This window comes from Cupriavidus sp. C3SS-1 (assembly GCF_057073755.1).
Map to the genome: position 1 here is coordinate 1,144,129 of NZ_CP172700.1, position 22,164 is coordinate 1,166,292.

The window sequence follows — 22,164 nt, forward strand, 5'->3', positions numbered from 1 at the left end:
GACACACCTTTTTCTGGGGACGCAGATGAACCGCAAGGGCTTGCAGGATGCCGCCGACTCCCTCGACGAACTCGCCGCGGGGAGGCAACCGGTGCCGGCCAGGGTGGCTTCCGGCGCCGCCGCGCTGGAGCGCGTGCATGCCGACTATCCCGGCTGGCGCGATGTCGGCGACGCGCTGTTCGGACTCAAGGCGCTGGCCGGTGGTTGCGCGATGGACCTTGACGCCAACGGCCGTCAGCGGGCCGGCCGGCTCGCCGATGTCGTGCGCAGCCTGCTCGACCAGATCTGAAGTCCGGCGCAGCAGCGCGACGGCTCTCTGCCGTTCTGCCAGCCACCGGCGTCGTCGTCTGCGGCCAGGGCGGCCGTGTTAAGGCGCCGTTACGCAGTTGCAGCAGGTCAATGCAGGATCAGAGGGTTTTCCCCTGTGGTGACTGAGCGACGCCGGTGTCTCGCATTGCACAAATTTCCGTAAGAAAATGTTTGATACATGACGTATAAGGCACAAAACATCTTCAAAACCGACCGGTACTGGGTAACTACCTAGGGATGAACTTAGAGAGATTCCTCTAATCTCTCCCTCCTCGATGCGGCGCGCCTCTGACCGACGCGCCGTGGTCGAGGAAATTCAACTTCGGTCAGAACGCCATGGCGGCACATGGCGCCTTTCTGGCCGGTCGCTCTCAAGGAGAACCACGCATGTCCGCCTTCACGTCCGATCAGTTTGCGGCACTCCACAAGTCCAACCTGGCCAATCTGGCCATGATGTCCAGGTCGACCATCGACGGCTTCCAGAAACTCACTGAACTGAACCTGCAGACCGCCAGAACGGCGCTGACCGAAGGCCAGGAGAACCTGAAGGCCGTGCTGGCCGGCAAAGACCTGAGGGATGTGCTTGCGGTGCAGAGCGGCGTGGCCCAGCCAGCGGCCGAGAAGGCCATCACCTATGCGCGCCAGGTTTGCGAGATCGCCACGCAGGCGCAGGCCGAACTGGCCCGCGCGGTGGAAGAGCAATACGAACAGAATCACCGCAACCTGCAGGCCTTCGTCGACACCTTCGTGAAGAACGCACCGGCAGGATCGGAAGCGATCTCCGCGCTGCTGCAGTCGACGGTTGACGCCGCCGGCAACACCTATCGTTCGGCCCAGGCCATCTCGAAGCAGATGACCGACGTGGCGCGCAACAATCTTGCCGCCGCGGCAAACCGGGGCGCCTCCGACAAGGCCTGACCCCAGGCAACCGGACTGGCGCTCGCCAGTCGATGACGCCAGGCCGGATCGCACCGGCCTGCAGCGTTCACGCGGAGACCAGTTCGCAGAAGCGCTCGAGGTCGATATTGCCGCCGCTGATCAGGATGCCCACCCGCTTGCCCCTGAGCGCATCCGTCTGCTGCAGGGCCGCTGCCAGGCCCAGGCAGCCCGTGGGCTCGACGATCATCTTCATGCGCGACGCATAGAACTTCATCACCTCTGCCAGCTGGGCATCGGTCGCGGTCAGGATATCGTCGACATCGCGCTTGATGATGGCGAAGGTGTACTCGCCCAGGTGCTGGGTCTGCGCGCCATCGGCAATCGTCTTCGGCGTGTCGATATGCACGATCGAACCACTGCGGAACGATTGCTGGCCGTCATTGCCCGCTTCGGGCTCCACGCCATAGAGCTTGCATTGCGGCGCCAGCGCGCGCGTCGCCAGCGCCGTGCCGGACAGCAGCCCGCCGCCGCCCAGCGGGCAGAACAGCGCGTCCAGCGCGCCGACTTCCTCGAACAGTTCGCGTGCCGCGGTGCCTTGTCCGGCCAGGACGTCCGGATGGTCATAGGGCGGAATCAGCGTGAATCCATGTTCGCCGGCCAGGCGCCGCCCAATGGCCTCGCGGTCTTCGGTGTAGCGGTCGTAGCTCACGACGTTGGCGCCGTAGCCCCGGGTGGCCGCCACCTTGGCCGCGGGCGCATCGTGCGGCATCACGATCGTCGCGGGAATGCCCAGCAAGCGGGCAGAAAGCGCGATGCCCTGCGCATGGTTGCCCGACGAAAACGCGACCACGCCCGCGCGGCGCTGCTCGGGGCTGAATTTCGACAGGGCGTTGTAGGCGCCGCGGAACTTGAAGGCGCCCATGCGCTGGAAGTTCTCGCATTTGATGAACACTTGGGCGCCGAGCCTGTCATCGAGCGTGCGCGAGGTATTGACCGGCGTGCGATGCGCGACGCCGTCCAGCCGTTTGGCCGCGGCCTCGACGTCGGCGTAGGTGGGGAGATCCGGTGTGGTCATGGGAGGTTCCGTTCAGCGGGTAGCGGGGATTGAGCGAGTGGCCATGTGGCGTTGCGCAGATTGGATTTAAACAGTATGTCTATTATTGGAATAACCGTCAAGATTGGTGGAATTGAGTCACTTCGGATGCGTTGCCACCACGCGAAGTAGCGCCTGAGGCAGTTCAGGGACTGCTTGGGGGTGAATGCGCCCTTGTGGCGCGGGGTATCCTCGATATCGCATGCTAGGATGAACCCTTCCGCAGCCGCCGCCCCCCTCGGCCAATGACCACCCTGTACGCAACCCTCGGCGTCGAATCGGACGCTACCCTGGACGAGATCAAGCGCGCCTACCGCCGTGGCGCCATGAAGTGGCACCCTGACCGCAATCCTGGCCGCGAGGCCGAGGCGCATGCGGCCTTCCAGGAACTCCGCGACGCCTACGCCATTCTTTCCGACGCCGAGCAACGGCGCGTCTACGACGATGTATTCGCGCAGGAGATGCGCCGCTGGCAGGCCGAGCACGCGGAGCAGGAAGCGCAGGAGCAGGCGGCGCAGCGCGAAGCCCAGCGTATCGCGCAGGAGCATTACGAGAAGATGGTCGCGATGGCAATGCGCTTTGCCGGTAATGGCCACAATCGCGATGTCCTCTTCGGCGTGCTGCTTGGGCAGGATTGCGAGGCCGAGCTTGCCGCGCGTATCGCGGACAGCGTATGGGCCTTGCAGGAGTCGCGCAAAGCGCATGCGCAGGCCGCTGACGCTGACGAGCCGGAGATGGCTCCGGAGGAACCGGCTGCCGCAGCGACACAGGCGGAAGACGCCAGGCGAAGCGATCGTCAACCGGGCGCGTTCGAGTCGTTCTGGCAGGGCTTGTTCGGTATTCGCTCCTAGCGCCAGGCTGAGCGCCGCCAGCCTTTCCGAACACCGTTCCGGACGCTTCTCCGCGCATTTCTCCGCGCGCATTTCTCCGCGCATTTCCCAGCCTGTTCAAGGATGACCGATGGATATTGGATTCCTCCTCGCACACCCCTGGTTTGGCACATGGGCAGCCGCCGTGGCCGCTGTGTTCGTTGCGCTGATCGTGCATCGCCTGGGCGGACTGCTGCTGTTGCGCCTGACCCGGCCGGCGCCGGTGCTGCATGCGATCGTCAGGAAAGCGCGCGCGCCGTCGATCGTCGTGCTGCCGTTGCTGGCGTTGCAGACCGTGTGGCAGGCGGCGCCGGACGAGTTGCGCTGGATCGACACGGTGCGCCATCTCAATGGCCTGTTGATGATCGCGGCGACGACATGGCTGGTGGTCCGCATCATCGCCGGCTTCGCGCAGGGCGTGATGGACCGGCACCCGGTCGATGTCGTGGACAACATGGGCGCGCGGCGCATCCACACGCAGACGCGCGTGTTGTCGCGCATTGCCATGACACTCGCCATCGTCATGGGTGCGGCCATGCTGCTGATGACCTTCCCTGGGGCGAGACAGGTCGGGGCCAGTCTGCTTGCTTCAGCCGGTGTGGTCGGGCTGATCGCGGGCTTCGCGGCCAAGCCCGTGTTCAGCAATATGATCGCGGGGCTGCAACTCGCGCTGACGCAGCCGATCCGGCTCGATGACGTGCTGATCGTCGAAGGCGAGTGGGGCCGCGTCGAGGAAATCACGGGGACATACGTCGTCATGCGGCTGTGGGACGAGCGCCGGCTCATCGTCCCGCTGCAGTACTTCATCGAGAAGCCATTCCAGAACTGGACGCGCAACAGCGCGCAGATCATGGGCTCGGTCTTTTTGCACGTCGACTACGGCATGCCGCTGGCACCGCTGCGCCAGGAACTGGAGCGCGTCGTGCACGCCGCGCCGGAGTGGGACCAGCGCTTCTTCAACCTGGTCGTCACCGACGCCACCGAGCGCACCATGCAGCTACGCGTGCTGTGCACCGCGGCTTCGTCGGGGCTGGCGTGGGACCTGCGCTGCCGCATCCGCGAAGCGCTGATCGACTTCATGCAGCGCGAGTTCCCCGAACACCTGCCGCGGCTGCGCTTCGAGCGCGATGCCGAGGCGCAGGCCGCCATGCCGGCTCGCGCCTTCAGCGAGGCCTGAGCATACGTCAGGGTTTGCGACTCGCGTTGGCGGCGTTTGCCTTCCATTCCCGGAACACCGTGTCCAGGCACGCGGCCGACTTGCAGCCATCGCGCTTCGCACGGAATGCGGTGATATCCGTTTCGCTCAGTTGCCCCGCCTTGAGCATCCGCTGCTGATCGGCATAAATGCGTTGATACCCCATGGAAAACAGCGCGGATTCACAGATCAGGCGGTGCGATGGCATCTGGCTTGCCGGGGCTGCAGCGGGATCGCAGTCGATGTCCGTGGCGTACGCATTGCCGGCAAGCGCGAGGCTGCAGGCAGTGAGGCAAAGCAGGAGTTGGCGGAGCGGGCGGGGCATGACAGGGAATCGGCAATGGCCCGCTATGGTAAGGCCAAAACGCCCGGCCGGCGCGATGGCGGAATCAGCGATGCGCCGGCCCATGCAGCGGGTCGTCCAGGCTCAGGACGCCGCCACTACCCCACAAGCAATGCGTCCCCCCGCATTTCCGGTCGGCTGCGTCTTGTAGTCGTCCGGGTCCTTGTGCACGACCACGGCGCGGCCGATGACGCTGTTCGGGCCGGCGCCGACGGTCAGGTCAGGCAGCAGGAAACTCGCGCGCGCATTGCCGCTCGCGTCGGCCGTCAGGTTGTTCATGTCGCCGGCATGGTGGTCCGGCATGCTCATCTGCCCGTGCTGCTTGCCAGCCGGATTGAAATGCCCACCGGCGCTCATCGCGTCGGGCGCCGAGCAGTCGCCCTTTTCATGCACATGGAAGCCATGCGTGGTGTTGGGCGGCAGGCCGGTGACCGACGCCACCATCATCACGCCACCAGACTGCTGGGTGAAGGTGACCGTGCCGCCGGTGCTGGTGCCGCTCTTCGGCGTGAGCGCCGCGGTGGCCTTGGCACCGCCGCCACCACTGGCCGTCATCCCCGTACCGGCGCAGCCCGCCAGCGTCATCGCTACCGCTGCGGTGGCCGCCAGGCCGAAAAGTGCGCGTTTCATCGGAACTCTCCCTTTGACGTTATTGCGGAAGAAACAGTATAGGATGCGACGCCTGCGCACGGGCGCTCGTTGAGCGGCTTATCGGACGGTCGGACGGTCTTATGCGGCTAGCTGCGAGACGGGGCTTTGCTGCGGCGCGGCACCAAAATGCGGATGCCGCGCGAAGATGTCCGCGACCCAGTTGACAAAGACCCGGACCTTGGCCGACAGGTGGCGGTTCTGCGGGTACATCGCGGAGATCGGCAGCTCTTCGGTCTGCCAGTCGGTCAAGACCTCCACCAGGCGGCCGCTGGCCACGTAGGGTTCCGCCATGACGCGCGACAGGCAGGCCAGCCCATGCCCGGCCACCGCGCACTCGACATAGATTTCGCCATCATTGGTCGAGATCGCGGAGGGCAGCAGTATCTCGGTGCTTTCCCGGCCGCGCGTGAGTTGCCATGGCCATTCGCGCCCGGTGCGGTTGGACAGGTGGTTCACGGCCTTGTGCTGGGCCAGGTCGGCAAGTTCGTGCGGGGTGCCGAAGCGGTTCAGGTAGATCGGCGACGCGTAGAACGCCAGCTTGAGCTGGCCGACACGGCGCGCGACCATCGATTCGTCCACCGCGCCCACGCGCAGCACCACGTCGACGCCTTCCTGCAGCAGGTCGATCGGCTTGCCGTTGATGGTCAGGTCCAGCTTCAGTTCCGGATAGCTCGTGAAGAACTCCTGCAGGTTCGGGATCAGTGCGAGCCGGGCCAGCGCGGCGGTGGTGTCGACCGACAGCGTGCCCTTGGGCGATTTGTTATGGCGCGTCAGCGACTGCTCGGCCTCTTCCACATCGGCCAGGATGCGCACGCAGCGCTCGTAGTACGCCGCGCCGTCGCTGGTCACGCTGATGCGCCGCGTGGTCCGGTGCAACAGCTTGACCCCCAGGTGGGTCTCCAGGTTCTGGATCAGGCGGGTGAGGGTGGCCTTGGGCAGGTCGAGCGAATCGGCGGCACGCGCGAAGCTGCCCATGTCGACCACCCGGGTGAAGGCCTGCATTGAGACGAGACGATCCATGATGTGCTTCCGACCAATGTTTCCTGAGGGCTCGCCGAACGGGGCGACCTGACTGACGCTATGCGGGCTGGCCGCCGGGGATAGGCGCGTCGGGCGGTGTGACTGGCTGCCCGGCGCCTGCGACTGGGGCGCTGGCCGGCTGCGCCCGACAGGGAGGCGCAACCGCGAGAGCGGGAGTGAATCACATTTTCCAAGACCTTGTCATCCGTGGGGTCTCGGCGGGCCGATTATTCCAAACACGGAACAGTGCGTTGGCAATCCCTCGCTTTATCCCATCGGCGTCAATCACCATAATCCGTTCCATCGCAACACATGATAGGCGTGCCAATGGATTTCGGCACGCCCGCCAAGGTGCCCATGTCCCAGTCGCCCAGCCAACGTTCACCCGCCGCCCCGCCGGCTCAAGGCAACGGGTCGGCGCGCGTCGTGGAACACAGGATCGCCAGTGGCGAGCGCGAGATCTCGGTGTGTGTCTGCTACCCGCCGGGCTATCCAGGGCTGGCCGCCGAAGGCAGCGCGTTGCTGCCGTGGCTGGTGTACCTGCACGCCGGCGGGTTTGTGGACGGTGGCCTGGAGAAGACCCGGCAGCTGGTGCAGTCGCTGGCGGCGTCGGTGCCCGCGGTGGTGGTGACGCCGGCGTATTCTCTGGCGCCCGATCATCCGTTCCCGGCCGCGCCCGAAGACGCGTTCAGCACCGTGGAATGGGTGCTGCGCTACGCGCGCCGGCTGAAGGTGGACAAGACCCGCTTCGCGCTGGTCGGGGAGGAAGCCGGCGGCAACCTGGCGATCGCGCTGTCGCAAATGTTGCGCGACCGCTGCGCCGCGCAGCCGCGGGGGCAATGGTTGATCCGCCCCGTGACGGACCCGTGCCTGCAGCACGCGTCGTGCACGGCTGGCGGGCAGGTGCCGCTGGAAACCCTGCAGCGGCTGGCCTGCAATTATCGAGAATACCTGCCGACGCCGGCCGCCAGCGTGCATCCGTATGCCGCGCCGGCGCTGGCCTCGCGCCTGGCAGGGCTGCCGCGCACACTGGTGCAGGTAGCCGAAGTGGACGCGCTGCGTGCCGAAGGCGAAGCCTTCGCGGGGCGCCTTGCCAAGGCCGGCGTGCCGGCCGAGGCCATGATCATGCCCGGCGCCTGTGGCGACGGGGTAGAAGAGTCCCACGAGGATTGTCAGTCGTGGGTCGACGAAGGTGCGCGGTTCCTGCGGCGATGTCTGGCCGCGGCCGACGACACCTCATCCCGGCGCGAAAGCCGGACCCGGAACGAGCCTGCCGGCTGAGGCCTTCCGGGTAACACCGCCAGCCGGTACCGATGCCGCCAGGAAGAACTGCGCGGCATCCGGCAAACAGACTTGCTGATCTGTCCGACAAGTTCCGGACCGCAATTTGCGGCCCGGTGGGCGGCGTTCGCGCTTTTGCTTTCCCAGTTGAAGAAAACCCGCAACAGGAGTGAAGAAAAATGAGTATCCAGAATCGACGCACGTGGATCGCGATGGCGATCGTGATCGTCCTCGGCGCCGGCGTCGCCACCTCCATGCTGCGGCCGTGGCATGGCGGCGAGGCGCATGCCAATACGCCGCCGCCGGCCCCGACCATCGAAGTGGCGAGCGTGGTCGGCAAGACCATTACCGAATGGGACGAGTTCTCCGGACGCATCGAAGCGGTTGACCGCGTGGAGATTCGTCCGCGCGTCTCGGGCACGATCGAAACCGTGCATTTCCGCGAAGGTTCGATCGTGAAGAAGGGCGACCCGCTGTTCACCATCGACCCGCGTCCTTATGCCGCCGAAGTGGCCAAGGCCGAAGCCGCGGTCGCCGCGGCCCAGGTGCGCGCTGCGCACGCGCAGACGGAAAAGGCCCGGGCCCAGCGCCTGCTCGACGACAATGCGATCTCGCGGCGCGAGTTCGACGAGCGCATCAACGCGGCCAGCGAGACCTCGGCCGACGTGCGCGGCGCGCAAGCGGCGCTGGAAGTGGCGAGGCTGAACCTGAGCTATACGCGCATCGTGGCGCCGGTCACGGGCAAGGTATCGCGCGCGGAAATCACGGTTGGCAACCTCGTTGCGGCCGGCACCGCGTCGCCGCCGTTGACCACGGTGGTATCGGTGTCGCCGGTATACGCCAGCTTCGAAGTGGACGAGCAAAGCTACCTGCGCTACACCGCGCCCGGCGCCGGCGGCGGAAAGAATGGCCTGCCGGTATTCCTGGGGCTGGCCAACGAGGACGGCAATCCGCATGAGGGCAAGATCCATTCGGTCGACAACCGGCTCGATACCCGCAGCGGCACCATCCGCGTGCGTGCCGTGTTCGACAACGAGGACGGCCGCCTGCTGCCGGGACTGTATGCGAAGGTCAAGCTGGGTGGCGGCGCCCCGCACGATGCCGTGCTGATCAACGACCGCGCCATCGGCACCGACCAGGGCAAGAAGTTCGTGCTGGTGCTCGACCAGGCCAACAAGCTGGCGTATCGCGAAGTGGACCTCGGGCCGACCTATGAAGGGCTGCGCGTGATCCGCAAGGGCCTGAAGCCGGGCGAGAGCGTCGTCGTGAACGGCCTGCAGCGTGTGCGCCCAGGCGATACGGTGGCGCCGAAGCCGGTGTCGATGGCGTTCCGCAGCGAGCTGGAGCCGCGGGCTTCCGCGCCTGACCGCAAGCAGGCGTCCGCCGAGGCAGAAGGCAAGCCAGTGAGCTAAGCAGGCCGGGAAGTCCCCCGCTACAAACAGTCCCTCGCATTCGCTTCCCCTGATGTGAATGGCGCCCGCCACGGCGGGCCGCCAGGGGGGCTTCTTGCCCAAAAACAGGCCGAGAACCAAGATGAATCTCTCGAAATTCTTTATCGACCGCCCCATCTTCGCGGGCGTGCTGTCGGTGCTGATCTTCCTGATCGGCGCCATCTCGATGTTCAAGCTGCCGATTTCGGAGTACCCGGAAGTGGTGCCGCCCTCGGTCGTGGTGCGCGCGCAGTTCCCCGGCGCCAACCCGAAGGTGATCGCCGAGACCGTGGCCACGCCGCTCGAAGAGCAGATCAACGGCGTCGAGGACATGCTGTATATGAACTCGCAGGCCAACAGCGACGGCTCGCTCACGCTGACCGTGACCTTCAAGCTGGGCACCGACCCGGACAAGGCGCAGCAGCTCGTGCAGAACCGCGTGTCGCAGGCCGAGCCGCGCCTGCCTGAAGACGTGCGCCGCCTGGGCATCACCACGGTCAAGAGTTCGCCGGACCTGACCATGGTGGTCCACCTGGTCTCGCCGAACGACCGCTACGACATGACCTACCTGCGCAACTACGCGCTGATCAACGTGAAGGACCGCCTGGCGCGGATCCAGGGCGTGGGCCAGGTGCAGATGTTCGGCTCGGGCGACTATTCCATGCGCGTCTGGCTGAACCCGGAGAAGATCGCCGAGCGCAACCTGTCGGCGTCGGACGTGGTCAAGGCCATTCGCGAGCAGAACGTGCAGGTGGCGGCGGGCGTGATCGGCCAGTCGCCGACACTGCCCGGCACCGACCTGCAACTGTCGGTGAACGCGCAGGGACGCCTGCAGACCGTGGAGGAGTTTGGCGACATCATCGTCAAGACTTCGCCCGATGGCGTGGTGACGTACCTGAAGGACATCGCCCGCATCGAACTCGGCGCCTCGGAATACGCGCTGCGTTCGCTGCTGGACAACAAGTCCGCGGTGGCGATCCCGATCTTCCAGGCCCCTGGCTCGAACGCAATCCAGATCTCGAACGATGTGCGCAAGACCATGGAGGAGCTGAAGCAAAACATGCCGGAAGGCGTGGACTACAGCATCGTCTATGACCCGACGCAGTTCGTGCGCCACAGCATCGAGGCCGTGGTCCATACGCTGTTCGAGGCCATCCTGCTCGTGGTGCTGGTGGTGATCCTGTTCCTGCAGACGTGGCGCGCATCGATCATCCCGCTGCTGGCGGTGCCGGTGTCAATCGTCGGCACGTTCGGCCTGATGCATGCATTCGGCTTCTCGATCAACGCGCTGAGCCTGTTCGGGCTGGTGCTGGCAATCGGCATCGTGGTCGACGACGCGATCGTGGTCGTGGAGAACGTCGAGCGTAACATCGAGGAAGGGCTGTCGCCGAAAGAGGCAACGTACAAGGCCATGCGTGAAGTCAGCGGCCCGATCATCGCCATCGCGCTGACGCTGATCGCCGTGTTCGTGCCGCTGGCGTTTATGACCGGCCTGACGGGCCAGTTCTACAAGCAGTTCGCACTGACGATCTCGATCTCGACGATCATCTCGGCCTTCAACTCGCTGACGCTGTCGCCGGCACTGTCCGCGCTGCTGCTGCGGGGCCACGACGCGCCCAAGGACTGGCTCACGCGCGGCATGGACAAGGTGTTCGGCGGCTTCTTCGCGCGCTTCAACCGCTTCTTCGGCCGCAGCTCCGACAGCTATGGCCGCGGCGTGAAGGGCGTGATCCGCCGCAAAGGCTCGGTCTTCGGCGTGTATGCGGTGATGCTGGTGGCCACCTGGGGCGTGTTCCAGATGGTGCCGAAGGGCTTCGTGCCGGCGCAGGACAAGCAGTACCTGGTCAGCTTCGCCAAGCTGCCGGATGGCGCCACGCTGGACCGGACCGAGGATGTGATCCGCCGCATGTCGGACATCGCGCTCAAGCATCCGGGCGTGGAATCCGCGGTGGCGTTCCCGGGCCTGTCGATCAATGGCTTCACCAACAGCCCCAGCGCCGGCATCGTCTTTGTCACGCTGGACCCGTTCGAAAAGCGCAAGAGCAAGGCGCTGTCTGGCGGCGCGATCGCCGCGGACCTGAACAAGCAGTACGGCTCGATCCAGGACGCGTTTATCGCCGTGTTCCCGCCGCCGCCGGTGCAGGGGCTGGGCACGATCGGCGGCTTCAAGATGATGATCGAGGACCGTGCCGCACTGGGCTATGACGCGTTGTTCGAGGCCACCAATGCCTTCATGGGCAAGGCACGCGCCACGCCTGAACTGGCCGGCATCTTCAGCAACTACCAGGTCAATGTGCCGCAGCTCGACGTCCAGCTCGACCGCACCAAGGCCAAGCAGCTTGGCGTGCCGGTCACCGACGTGTTCGAGACGCTGCAGACCTATCTCGGCTCGGCCTACGTGAACGACTTCAACAAGTTCGGCCGCACGTACCAGGTCAAGGTGCAGGCGGACGCGCAGTTCCGCCAGCATGCCGAGGACATCCTGCAGCTCAAGGCGCGCAGCACGAGTGGCGAGATGGTGCCGCTGTCGTCGCTGGTCAAGGTGAAGCAGGGCTTCGGCCCGGACAGCGTGAGCCGCTACAACGGCTTTACCGCGGCCGACATGAACGGCGGCCCGGCCCCGGGCTTCTCGTCGGGCCAGGCGCAGGCCGCGGCGGAGCGGATTGCCGCCGAGACGCTGCCGAAGGGCATCGGCTTCGAGTGGACCGAACTGACGTACCAGGACATCCTGGCTGGCAACGCGGGCGTGTGGATCTTCCCGCTGTGCGTGCTGCTGGTGTTCCTGGTGCTGGCCGCCCAGTATGAAAGCCTGACGCTGCCGCTGGCGGTGATCCTGATCGTGCCGATGAGCTTGCTGGCCGCCATGACGGGCGTGTGGCTCACGCGTGGGGACAACAACATCTTCACGCAGATCGGCTTCATCGTGCTGGTCGGCTTGTCGGCGAAGAACGCGATCCTGATCGTGGAGTTCGCCCGCGAGCTGGAGCACCACGGCCGCACCGTGGTGCAGGCCGCGATCGAAGCCAGCCGGCTGCGCCTGCGCCCGATCCTGATGACCTCGTTCGCGTTCATCATGGGTGTGGTGCCGCTGGTGGTGTCGACCGGCGCCGGCTCCGAAATGCGCCACGCGATGGGCGTTGCCGTGTTCGCCGGCATGCTTGGCGTGACCTTCTTCGGGCTGTTCCTGACGCCGGTGTTCTATGTCGCGCTGCGCCTGCTGGCCACGCGCAAGCAGCGCCGCGAAGCCCTGGAAAACAGTGCATCGGCCTCGCACGCCGTGCCGTCCGCAGAGTGATGGTGATCGATATGAATAACGTGATGACGCAATACCTGCCAAGGTTGGCAACACTGGCCGCAGCGCTGGTGCTGGCGGGCTGCTCGCTGGCGCCGACCTACAAGGTGCCCGAGACGCCCACCGCCGCGACCTTCAAGGAGGCCGATGCCGCGGCCACCGAAGGCGCGCAGTGGAAGACCGCGGCGCCGGCCGAAGGCCAGCATCGCGGCGACTGGTGGAAGATCTTCGGCGATGCCGAACTGGACCGGCTGATTGAAGCGGCCAACACCTACAACCAGGATCTTGCCGCCGCGGCGGCGCGGCTCAAGCAGGCGCGCGCGTTCACCGGCGCCACGGAAGCGGACCTGTATCCGCAACTGAGCGTGGGCCTGGACCCGACCCGCGCGCAACCGTCGGCGGCATCGCAGGGGCTGCCGGACGGCACCCGTGTCGCACCGCAAACCGTGCTCAAGGCCCGTGCATTCGCCAGCTACGAGCTGGACCTGTTTGGCCGCGTGGCCAGCAGCGTCAACGCGGCGCGCGCCGAAGAGCAGGGCGCCGAGGACCTGTATCGCTCGGTGCAGCTCGCACTGCAGGCCGATACGGCGCAGGCGTATTTCGCGCTGCGTACGCTCGACAGCGAACGCGAACTGCTCAACGCTACGATCCAATTGCGTGAAGATGCGCTGTCGTTGCTGCGCAAGCGCTACCAGGCGGGCGAGACGACGGACCTGGACCCAGCCCGCGCCGAAGCCGAACTCGGCACGGCGCGCGCCGACCTGGCCGGCGTCGAGCGCCGCCGCGCCAACCAGGAGCATGCGCTGGCCGTGCTGACCGGCGTGTCGCCGTCGCAGTTCGGCCTGGCCGCGAAGCCGTTCGACACCGCACCAGTGGCCGTGCCCGCGGGGCTGCCGTCGGAACTGCTCGAACGCCGTCCCGATATCGCGGCGGCGGAGCGGCAGATGTCGGCGGCCAATGCCCGCATCGGCATCGCGAAGGCTGCGTTCTTCCCGCGCATTTCGCTGACGGCGCTGTTCGGCTTCGAGTCGGCGGACCTGTCGAACCTGTTCAAGTGGTCGTCGCGCACGTGGGCGCTCGGACCGCTCGTGGGCTCGACGATCGCGCAAACGGTGTTTGACGGTGGCCGCAACAGCGCCAACCTGGCCGGCGCGCGTGCCGGGCATGAGGAAAGCGTCGCGCGCTACCGGCAGACCGTGCTGGTGGCGTTCCGGGAAGTCGAAGACAGCCTGGCCGATGTCCGCTGGCTCAGCCAGCAATCCACGGCGCTCGACGGCGCACTGGCTGGCGCAAGGCGGGCCCAGCGTATTTCGCGCAGCCGTTATGACGCGGGTGCGGTGGACTACCTGACGGTCATCGACGCCGACCGGACGGTGCTGCAATCGCAACGCGACGCCAACGCCGTGGCTGGATTGCGGGCCGCGGCCACGGTGGCGCTGGTGCGCAGCCTGGGCGGAGGATGGGGGCCCGTTCCGGCATCCGAAGCGGTGGCTTCCGCGCGCTGACAGCGGCGGTCGTCCCGGAGGCGGCGGGGTGGCGCGATGCAATCGGTTCACTACACTGAAAGCAATGCGCCACGCCACCGAACGTGCGTGGGCCTCACGCCTCCATGCGACGACACAAGACGCTGTTCTGGATCCTGATTGCAGCCGCCACGGGCGCTGCGGCATTGTTCGTGCCACTGCCGTGGGCCGACACCACGCGCATTCGCAATGAGGTCGTGATTGCGCGGCCGCCGGCGGCGGTGTTCGACTACGTGTCCACGCCGGGCAACTGGCCGGCGTGGCACCCGTCTTCGCTGGGCGTGGCGGGTGCCACCGATCACTCGCTGCGACCCGGCGAGCGCGTGACCGAGACCTTCGTGGTGGCGGGACGCAGCGGCGTGGTGGTGTGGACCGTGACGAAGAGCGATCCGCCCCGGGCGTGGCGGATCGAAGGCGAGATCGCTGGACGCAAGGCCGGCACGGTTGCCTATACGCTGACCCCGGCCCTGACGCCTTCGCTCACGCCGAGCGAGGAAAGCACGCGCTTCGAGCGGGAATTCAGCTACCAGTCGCCCACCTTGCTGTTCGTCCTGCTCAACCGCCTGATGCTGCGCCCGCGCATCGAGGCGGAATCGGCGGAAGCCGTGAGGCGGCTCAAGGCAAAGCTCGAAGCCTCGCGTTGAGCGGGCGCCACGCGCCTTGCGCCGCGCCAGGATCCGCACTAAGTTGAAATTACCCTCCTAGCCGGCCGCGGCCGGCCGCAGTCCGCAGGGATCACATTGCCGGCTCCGTTGCGCGGCTGGCTGGTGGTCTGCGGTGCGGCGTGACGTGATGACGTGGTGACCCGAAAACGCCAAATGAGAACCCTCCATCTTCCGATGCATGCCGTACAGGTACGCGCTGTGAGCCTGGCACTGGCGGCGGCGCTGGCCTTGTGTGCAGCCACGGCGTTGCGGGCCCAGCCGCAGGAAACCGGATCGATCACCGTGGGCGGATCAGCGCATGTGCGCGGGCCGGTGACCGTGCACGGCACGCTGATCGTCGCGGGACGGGTGCATGCGCGCGGCCCGCTGTCCGCCGCCTTTTTTTCCGGCCCCGCCACGGTGCGGGGGCTGCCCTATGCGGCGGGCTATCTCAAGGTCTTCAACGGACCGCTGACGGTGCATGGCAACCTCGTGATCAAGGGCGACCTCAATGTCGACGGGCCCATTTCCGTCGATGGCCCGCTGGAAGCGAACGGCGGCATTGAAGCGGATGGCCCGATGCAGGAGCGCGAGTACGCACGCTGACGCGCGCGCATGGCCACGGCAGTGGTGTCCGGGGCGGCCCGTATTGCACAATACAGGCCTCGGATCACAACCCACCCCGGAGCCACGTCATGGCGAAGCAGGACATATTCGGCCTCAGGACCATTGCGCTGTTCGAAGCGGCCAAAGGCGCGCTGGTGATCGTGGCTGGCCTGGGTCTGGTAGCGTTTCTCCACCGTGATGCGCAGGCGCTGGCCGAATCGATCATCATGCGGCTGCACGTCAACCCGGCCAGCCGCTACCCGACGATTTTCCTGGCCTTGCTTTCGCACCCGAGCGATGCGCGCCTGTGGGCCATCGGCGGCTCGGCTGCGGTGTACGCGCTGATGCGCTTTGCCGAAGCGTGGGGACTGTGGCACCGGCTGGCCTGGGGCAATTGGCTGGGCGTGTTTTCCGGCGGCATCTACCTGCCCCTGGAACTCTACGAAGCGCTCGTGCATCCGACCTGGATACATGCAGGCCTGGCTGTGGCGAACCTGCTGGTTGTGCTGTACCTCGTCAAGGGACTGGCGCGCCACGAAGTCCAATCCTGACAGCCGAAGGCCGGGGAACAAGCCGGTCCAGGCCAAAGAGCGGGCTTCCGAAGACGCCCGCTCTTTCATTGCGACGCCGAGATGCCGCGCGTGTCAGGCCGGAACCTGCGCACCCGTTGCGGCGGTCTCCTTCGCATGGAGGCCCCTTGCCGTGGCCACGTGCGCCGCCAGTACCGGGCGCAGGACCATCATGGCCAGGCACGCGGCGGTGAGGTCCATGGCGGCGACCGTGTAAAGCACGGTTGACCACGTGCCGGTGGCCTCCATCAGGAGGTTGCCGATCGGGACGAACAGCGCGCCGATGCCCTTGGCCGTGTAGAGCACGCCGTAGATCTTGCCGATGTGCTTGGTGCCGAACGCATCGCCGGCCAGCGCCGAGAACAGCGAATACACCTCGCCCCAGGCCAGGAACACTACGCCGGACAGGATCAGGAACGCATACGGATTGCTGCCGAAGTACCCGAGCGCGATGATGCCCAGGCCCTCCAGCGTGAACGCGATGACCATAGTCTTCTCGCGGCCGATATTGTCGGAGACCCAGCCGAACAGCGGACGCGAAATGCCGTTCATGATGCGGTCCAGCATCAGAGCGAGCGGCAGTGCGGCCATTACGAAGAAGTGCAGGTCGACCTTGAACTCCTTCACGCCGAGGTCCTTCGCGATGACGCCGAGCTGCGCGACGGCCATCATGCCGCCGGTGACAACCAGCACGAACATCACCAGCATCAGCCAGAACAGCTTCGTGCTCATGGCTTCCTTGAGCGTGTAGTCGCGCGTGGCCTGGACCAGCTTCTGCGACGCCCTGACTTCATTGGCCTTGGGCGAGCGCAGGAACCATGCCGCGACAAAGGCGAGCGATCCTTGCAGGATGCCGAAGAACAGGAAGGTGGGCTGGAAGCCGGACGACTCGATCATTGCCGCGATCGGGAGAATCGTTGCCGCGGAGCCCGCGCCATAGCCGCCTGCCGTCAGGCCCACGGCGAGGCCGCGACGATCCGGGAACCACTTGAGCGCATTGTTGATGCAGGTCGCGTAGATCGAGCCAACGCCAAGACCGCCGACGGCCGCGCCGATGTAGAACCCCATCAACGTGGTGGCCTGTGAATTGATGATCCACGCCGCGCCGATGAAGATCGCGCCGAACGCGACCATCATGCGCGGGCCGAACTTGTCGATGAAGTAGCCCTCGATCGGCGCGAGCCAGGTCTGGACCAGCACGAACACCGTAAAGGCAATCTGGATGCTGGCGCGGGACCAGCCATAGGTCTCCTGGATCTCCGGGACAAACAGCGTCCACGCGTACTGGATGTTCGCCGTGGCGATCATGCAGACGACGCCGACCAACAGCTGCATCCAGCGCGTACGTTCGGAACCCTGCTGCGGGCGCAGGGCTGCTGCCGAGGGATTATTCATTGCGCGCTCCTGGCATCGGTTGATTCAGGTTGATTCAGGCGGTTCAATGGCGCGGGTCTGCATCGGCAGGCGGAATTCCGGGGTCTGGCGTGGGTCGCTGTCATTTTCATGTCTCCTGTTCCATCGGCTTATCGGTTTGGGTATTTCTGCATTTTCAGGACGTGAAAATACCCTGGCTCTCCGGTATATGTTCCGGCTGCCGAAAATGGATAAAAAGGGATTTTTCAGATCGACCGATCTGGTTTCGGATAAGTGGCTGGATCAATGTCTGTTCGTACCTCCGAAAAATTGCTTGCTTATCGCCAGATGACAGAATTGTCATGTTTCCCTTGTGCCGGAGCGCCTGGCGCCCGGCATTGGGATACACAGTATGTGATATATCATGTAAGTCAAGGTAAAAGAGACATCCATGTGTTTATATGAATGTATTTATTAGGAGATGTTATGGAAAAGGCGATTGAAGCGTGTCCGGAATGAACCGCTGCGCAAAAAAAAAAGCCCGCAGGCTGGGCGTGCGGGCTGAGGCGCGTGTCCGACTCCACCACGAATCGGCGACACGTATTGCGCGGATGGAAATATAAAGCTGTGATGTGGTTCGATTGATTATTGGATTATATTTTTGTGAAGTTGTATTGGGGTTTTCTCTTGGTATTTCGGCGATCGGCTCTCACATGGACCGGCGGCGCAGCGCCGGTATGACGAGCGCCGTACTGGCGGCGAGCACGATGGCCAGCAGCGCGGCGGCGCCGACACTGCCGCCGCCGCCTTCGGGCTCGGCTACGGCATTGGCGCCTCCGCCCTGGGCGGATGCGTTGTCGGGCGCGGACTCGCGCCAGGACAGGTCCACCAGCACGGGGTCATGGTCGGACGCACGCCAGGCATCCGGCGCGTAGTAGCGCTGCTGCTGGGCAGCGCTGCGATATGCTTGCGCATAGGCAAAGGCCGCGGGTTCGTCGGCATTGATATGCCAGATGCTGACGCTCCGGATGCGCCTGGCAAGGGCACCGTCGGCCAGCGCGTAGTCGAGGTAGCCCGCCTGTCCATCGAATACATAGGTGTAGGCGTCGCGTCCGGCCAGCCTTGCCACCATGTCTTCGTATCCCTCTCTTGCCAGCAGTCGGATCGGCTCTTCCCGGGCGTAGCTGTTGAGGTCGCCGATCACCAGCGTGCCTTCGGCAGCGACGCCGGTCGGCGCGGTCTTGAGCCAGCCGGCCAGCGTCCGGGCCGCGCGCGAGCGGGCCGCGTTCCAGCAGCCCTGGCCGTCGGCCTGGTCGCGCTCGGGTCCCTCGGCATCCGCGCAGCTCTTGGACTTGAGGTGGTTGACCGCGACGGTGAATGACCGCGAGGGATTGCCGACTGGCGCGAATGTCTGCGCGAGTGGTTGCCGGCTGCGTGCTTCCAGCACTGTGGTCGCCGGCGTGCCAAGCGGCATCACGGTGCGCCGGTGATAGAGCAGCGCGACCGAGATGGCATCCAGGCCAAGCCTTGGCGTGCCGGGTTCGACGGCGCGCCAGTCCGGGCCTAGTTGGGACGCAAGGCGCTGCACGGCGCTACGCGGACCAAAGCCGTTGTTCTCCACTTCCATCAGGCCGATCACGTCTGCGTCGAGCGCGCGCAGTGCCGCGAGCAGCTTGGCTTCCTGTCGCGCGAAGTCGGCCGCGTTGCGTGCGCCACGGTTGTCGGGCGCATCGAAGCCGCCGCCCTGGCCATTGCCGTTGAAGTAGTTGAGCACGTTGAACGCGGCGACGCGCACGTCGGTGCCGGCGGCGCGTGTGGGGGCGGGCTGGCGTGGATTGGCGGAAGTGAAGCGGATCGGCGCCGCACCGGGCAGAGGCTGCACGCGCCAGTTGCCGTAGCGTTTCTCCAGCACGCCGCGCAGGCCGTTGACGGTGTCGCCGGCACGCACCGGGTTTGCGGCGCTCAGTGCCGGCGCGGGGTAAGGAACGGTCGCGGGGTTCTGCTGGCTGGACCCATCGTCGAGCACCAGCCGGTTCAAGGCATTGTCTCCCGCAGCCTGCGCGGCACCTTCACGCGGCGCGGCGACTGCGGTGGGAATGTGCAGGCGCCCGTGTCCGAGCAGCAGGCTGCCATAGCGGCCCAGGTCATGCGTGTCGTTGACGGTCAGCGTTTGCGGCACGGTGACCAGCATCCCCTCGAGCGCCCTCGGTGACATGTCGTTGGGGAAGGGCAGCGCGAGACTGGCCGGCGTGACCGAGCGCCCGGAAGCGCAGACCGATGGCAAGCCCGACAAGGCCAACTGGGTCTGTCCGTAGCGCTCCTCCACGGTGCCGGCCAGCCGCAACAGGTCGCCGGCGCGCGCAGCGTAGCGCGGCGCGTAGACGAACAGGCCCTCGGATACGCCCGCTCGATGCTGTCGCTGCGCGTCGGCCTGCTGGACAAAGAAGCCCATGAACCCATCGGGACCGCTGTAGTCGGCCGTGACCACCGCCTCGATCTCCACCAGCTTGCCCGCCAGCGGGGAAGTGGCCGATGCCGCCCGCACGTCGGCAATGAAGGTGGACGGCGCACCGCATGGCGCGGCAGCAGCAAGGGCAAAGGTGGCGTGGCCGGCGAAAAACAGTCCGGCCTTCATGGCATTCAGCGGTTTCATCGACATGGCGGTTCCTCACGGATTCAACGTAAGCCGCGATGCTACGGTGCGCGAGTAACGAAAGGATTGCGGCCACACGACCCGCGCGCTTGATCGTGCTAAGGTAGTGTCATCCCGCCGGCACGCGTCGGCAGCCCCCCAACCACACACAGGGACATCATGATCAAGGAAATCGCGCAAATCACCGTCAAGCCTGGCAGCGAAAGCCAGTTCGAGGAGGGCGTGGGCAAGGCCAGGCCGCTGTTCCTGCGTTCGCGCGGTTGCCATGGCGTGCAGTTGTTCCGCTCGATCGAGCAGCCGCAGCAATACACGCTCGTGGTCGAATGGGAAACGGTCGAAAACCACATGGTGCATTTCCGCGAAGCGCCTGAATTCCAGGAGTGGCGCGCTCTCGTCAGCGACTGCTTCGCGGCGCCGCCGCAAGTCGGCCACGTATCCAAGGTTCTCTGAGCCGGCCCCCGATGCCCACGCCTCACGAGCGGCCCCGCCATTTCTCCATGCTGCGCGAGCTGCAGCTTGCGGACGTGTTCACGCTGGGCAATGCGGCCTGCGGGATGGCATCGGTGTTCTTCGCCATGTTCTACGTGGCCACGCCGACGCCGTCGCATTTCCTCACGGCGGCCGCGCTGGCGCCGCTGGCCTTCATCTTCGACGTGCTGGACGGGCGCATCGCGCGCTGGCGGCACCAGCATTCGGCGCTCGGGCGCGAGCTGGATTCGCTGGCCGACATCATCTCGTTCGGCGTCGGCCCGGCCACGCTGGCGTTTGCCGCCGGCATGCGCGGCGGCTGGGACCTGGCGGTGCTGATCTTCTTTGTCTGCTGCGGCGTCAGCCGGCTCGCGCGTTTCAACGTCACCGCGGAAACGCTGTCGGCCGGCAGCGACAAGGTCAAGTATTTCGAAGGCACGCCGATTCCCACCAGTGTGCTGCTGACCGGCGTGCTGGCCTGGTGCGCCGCGCAGCAACGCCTCGACGTGGCGCTGCCCGGCGGTTCATGGACCATCGGCCCGGCGGACTTGCACCCGCTGGTGCTGCTGTTCGCGCTGTCGGGGTCGCTGATGGTCAGCAAGACCCTGAGGATCCCCAAGTTCTGACGCTGTGGCGCGCCGCGCTCAGCCGTTAGCGGCTTGCGGCGCGGCCGCATTGCCTGATGTCGCGGCACGCCTGGCGAACAGTGCCAGCAGCGCCGCGACGAAGCACGCTGCGCCCGCGGCATACAGCGCCGGCGTATAGGTCAGCAGCAGGGTACGGCTCAGGCCCGCGCCGAACGCCGCGGTGGCCGCGCCGATCTGGTGGGCGGCAAAGATCCAGCCGAAAACCATCGGCGCACGATCGCGGCCGAAAGCGGTGGCGGCCAGCTTGACCGTGGGCGGTACGGTGGCGATCCAGTCCAGTCCGTAGAACATCGCGAAGATCGACAGGCCGTACAGCGTGAAGGTCGAATGCGGCAGCCAGAGCAGTGACAGGCCGCGCAGCCCGTAGTACCAGAACAGCAGCTTGCGGCTGTCATAGCGGTCCGACAGCCAGCCCGACAGGATGGTGCCGACAAAGTCGAACGCGCCCATCATGGCCAGCGCCGAGGCGGCCGGCACGGGGCCCATGCCGAAGTCTCCGCAGAGCGCGATGAAGTGGGTCTGGATCAACCCGTTGGTGGACAGGCCGCAGATGAAGAAGGTGCCGGCCAGCACCCAGAACGCCTGGTTGCGCATGGCCTCGCGCAGCACGACGAAGGGGCCGCGCAGCGTGAGCGGGGCGGGCGGTGCGGCAGGGGCAACGGCGACCGCGGCGGGCACCTCCCCGAATGCGGCCAGACCGACGTCGGCGGGGCGGTTGCGCATGAGCGCGAACACCAGCACGGCCAGTACCGCGCAGCCAACCAGCACCGGCAGCACGGCCACGCGCCAGCCCATGTGTTCGATCAGCCAGGCGGCGGCCGGCAGGAACGCGAGCTGGCCGGTTGCCGAGCTGGCCGTGAGCAGGCCGATCACCAGACCGCGCCGCGCGCTGAACCAGCGATTGGCAACGACGGCCGCCAGCACCAGCGCGGTCATGCCGGAGCCGATGCCGAGCATCACGCCCCATGCCAGGAACAACTGCCACAATTGTGTGACGACGGTGGCCAGCGCCATGCCGCCGGCAATCAGCGCCAGCGCTGCGCAGACTACGTTGCGCACGCCAAAGCGCTCCATCAGGATCGCCGAGAATGGGGCCATCAATCCGAACAGCGCGAAACGGAAGGCCAGGATCGATGAAATCTGGTCCGTGTTCCATCCCATTTCGCGCGTCAGCGGCTTGAGGAACGCACCGGGCAAGCCAAGCGCGGCCGACGTGGTCAACATGACAAGGAAGGTGACGGCGGCGATGAGCCACGCATAGTGGATGCCGCGCCGGTCGAGCCGGCTGGAAATTGCCTGGGCGAACATGGGGTTTCTCTCTGTCAGGGGCGCTTGCCGG

Annotated in this window: 20 protein-coding genes; 13 read left to right on the forward strand and 7 right to left on the reverse strand. The window is 66.1% G+C overall.

The features are described from left to right. The first annotated feature begins 25 nt into the window (after positions 1–25). Both ACIGJC_RS21285 and phaP read left to right on the forward strand, forming a co-directional pair. The gene (locus ACIGJC_RS21285; protein ID WP_483714152.1) at positions 26–289 is read left to right on the forward strand and encodes a hypothetical protein; all 264 of its coding nucleotides are present in this window, start codon (positions 26–28) and stop codon (positions 287–289) included. 407 nt (positions 290–696) lie between these two features. Then, a complete protein-coding gene (phaP, locus tag ACIGJC_RS21290) occupies positions 697–1,227 on the forward strand; it encodes a TIGR01841 family phasin (protein WP_483714154.1) in 531 nt (176 codons plus the stop codon). A 67-nt stretch (positions 1,228–1,294) separates the two neighbouring features. On the opposite strand, the gene ACIGJC_RS21295 is transcribed toward phaP, so the two are convergent. Beyond that, positions 1,295–2,263, reverse strand: coding sequence for a threo-3-hydroxy-L-aspartate ammonia-lyase (locus ACIGJC_RS21295; protein ID WP_483714156.1), 969 nt, complete (start codon positions 2,261–2,263; stop codon positions 1,295–1,297). A gap of 263 nt (positions 2,264–2,526) precedes the next feature. On the opposite strand from ACIGJC_RS21295, the gene ACIGJC_RS21300 reads away from it, so the two are divergent. Both ACIGJC_RS21300 and ACIGJC_RS21305 read left to right on the forward strand, forming a co-directional pair. Continuing rightward, positions 2,527–3,132 (forward strand): J domain-containing protein, encoded by a 606-nt coding sequence (locus ACIGJC_RS21300; protein ID WP_483714157.1) that lies wholly within the window; start codon positions 2,527–2,529, stop codon positions 3,130–3,132. Between the two features lie 109 nt (positions 3,133–3,241). Then, positions 3,242–4,327 carry a mechanosensitive ion channel family protein gene (locus ACIGJC_RS21305; protein WP_483714158.1) on the forward strand — a complete coding sequence of 362 codons (1,086 nt, stop codon included), beginning with the start codon at positions 3,242–3,244 and terminating at the stop codon, positions 4,325–4,327. 7 nt (positions 4,328–4,334) lie between these two features. On the opposite strand, the gene ACIGJC_RS21310 is transcribed toward ACIGJC_RS21305, so the two are convergent. The 3 genes from ACIGJC_RS21310 to ACIGJC_RS21320 form a co-directional block, all read right to left on the reverse strand. Continuing rightward, positions 4,335–4,754 (reverse strand): hypothetical protein, encoded by a 420-nt coding sequence (locus ACIGJC_RS21310; RefSeq protein ID WP_483714159.1) that lies wholly within the window; start codon positions 4,752–4,754, stop codon positions 4,335–4,337. 18 nt (positions 4,755–4,772) lie between these two features. Beyond that, positions 4,773–5,318 carry a superoxide dismutase family protein gene (locus ACIGJC_RS21315; protein WP_483714160.1) on the reverse strand — a complete coding sequence of 182 codons (546 nt, stop codon included), beginning with the start codon at positions 5,316–5,318 and terminating at the stop codon, positions 4,773–4,775. Between the two features lie 99 nt (positions 5,319–5,417). Then, positions 5,418–6,359, reverse strand: a complete 942-nt coding sequence (locus ACIGJC_RS21320) for a LysR family transcriptional regulator (RefSeq protein WP_483714161.1) — start codon at positions 6,357–6,359, stop codon at positions 5,418–5,420. Between the two features lie 357 nt (positions 6,360–6,716). Here ACIGJC_RS21320 and ACIGJC_RS21325 point away from each other — a divergent pair, with 357 nt between their 5' ends. The 7 genes from ACIGJC_RS21325 (at position 6,717) to ACIGJC_RS21355 (ending at position 15,686) form a co-directional block, all read left to right on the forward strand. Further along, positions 6,717–7,640 carry an alpha/beta hydrolase gene (locus tag ACIGJC_RS21325; protein WP_483714495.1) on the forward strand — a complete coding sequence of 308 codons (924 nt, stop codon included), beginning with the start codon at positions 6,717–6,719 and terminating at the stop codon, positions 7,638–7,640. A gap of 179 nt (positions 7,641–7,819) precedes the next feature. Beyond that, positions 7,820–9,052 (forward strand): efflux RND transporter periplasmic adaptor subunit, encoded by a 1,233-nt coding sequence (locus tag ACIGJC_RS21330; RefSeq protein WP_483714163.1) that lies wholly within the window; start codon positions 7,820–7,822, stop codon positions 9,050–9,052. 121 nt (positions 9,053–9,173) lie between these two features. Next, the gene (locus ACIGJC_RS21335; protein WP_483714164.1) at positions 9,174–12,365 is read left to right on the forward strand and encodes an efflux RND transporter permease subunit; all 3,192 of its coding nucleotides are present in this window, start codon (positions 9,174–9,176) and stop codon (positions 12,363–12,365) included. Between the two features lie 11 nt (positions 12,366–12,376). After that, on the forward strand, positions 12,377–13,867 hold the full coding sequence (locus ACIGJC_RS21340; RefSeq protein WP_483714165.1) for an efflux transporter outer membrane subunit: 1,491 nt from the start codon (positions 12,377–12,379) through the stop codon (positions 13,865–13,867). Between the two features lie 104 nt (positions 13,868–13,971). Next, the gene (locus tag ACIGJC_RS21345) at positions 13,972–14,529 is read left to right on the forward strand and encodes an SRPBCC family protein (RefSeq protein ID WP_483714166.1); all 558 of its coding nucleotides are present in this window, start codon (positions 13,972–13,974) and stop codon (positions 14,527–14,529) included. Positions 14,530–14,703: 174 nt separating this feature from the next. Beyond that, the gene (locus ACIGJC_RS21350) at positions 14,704–15,135 is read left to right on the forward strand and encodes a hypothetical protein (RefSeq protein ID WP_483714167.1); all 432 of its coding nucleotides are present in this window, start codon (positions 14,704–14,706) and stop codon (positions 15,133–15,135) included. Positions 15,136–15,224: 89 nt separating this feature from the next. Continuing rightward, complete coding sequence (locus ACIGJC_RS21355; RefSeq protein ID WP_483714169.1) at positions 15,225–15,686, forward strand: DUF2127 domain-containing protein; 462 nt, start codon at positions 15,225–15,227, stop codon at positions 15,684–15,686. Between the two features lie 93 nt (positions 15,687–15,779). On the opposite strand, the gene oxlT is transcribed toward ACIGJC_RS21355, so the two are convergent. Continuing rightward, complete coding sequence (gene oxlT / locus ACIGJC_RS21360) at positions 15,780–17,099, reverse strand: oxalate/formate MFS antiporter (RefSeq protein ID WP_483714171.1); 1,320 nt, start codon at positions 17,097–17,099, stop codon at positions 15,780–15,782. A 667-nt stretch (positions 17,100–17,766) separates the two neighbouring features. Beyond that, positions 17,767–19,716 carry an ExeM/NucH family extracellular endonuclease gene (locus tag ACIGJC_RS21365; protein WP_483714172.1) on the reverse strand — a complete coding sequence of 650 codons (1,950 nt, stop codon included), beginning with the start codon at positions 19,714–19,716 and terminating at the stop codon, positions 17,767–17,769. Between the two features lie 153 nt (positions 19,717–19,869). Between ACIGJC_RS21365 and ACIGJC_RS21370 the strand changes: the two genes are divergently transcribed. Both ACIGJC_RS21370 and ACIGJC_RS21375 read left to right on the forward strand, forming a co-directional pair. Next, entirely contained in the window at positions 19,870–20,160 is a 291-nt protein-coding gene (locus tag ACIGJC_RS21370) for an antibiotic biosynthesis monooxygenase family protein (RefSeq protein ID WP_483714173.1), read from the forward strand. A gap of 11 nt (positions 20,161–20,171) precedes the next feature. Continuing rightward, positions 20,172–20,804: a CDP-alcohol phosphatidyltransferase family protein gene (locus ACIGJC_RS21375; RefSeq protein WP_483714174.1), complete on the forward strand. Its 633-nt coding sequence runs from the start codon at positions 20,172–20,174 to the stop codon at positions 20,802–20,804. A gap of 18 nt (positions 20,805–20,822) precedes the next feature. Here ACIGJC_RS21375 and ACIGJC_RS21380 read toward each other — a convergent pair whose 3' ends face one another. Next, positions 20,823–22,133 (reverse strand): MFS transporter, encoded by a 1,311-nt coding sequence (locus ACIGJC_RS21380; RefSeq protein ID WP_483714175.1) that lies wholly within the window; start codon positions 22,131–22,133, stop codon positions 20,823–20,825. Positions 22,134–22,164: the final 31 nt, after the last annotated feature.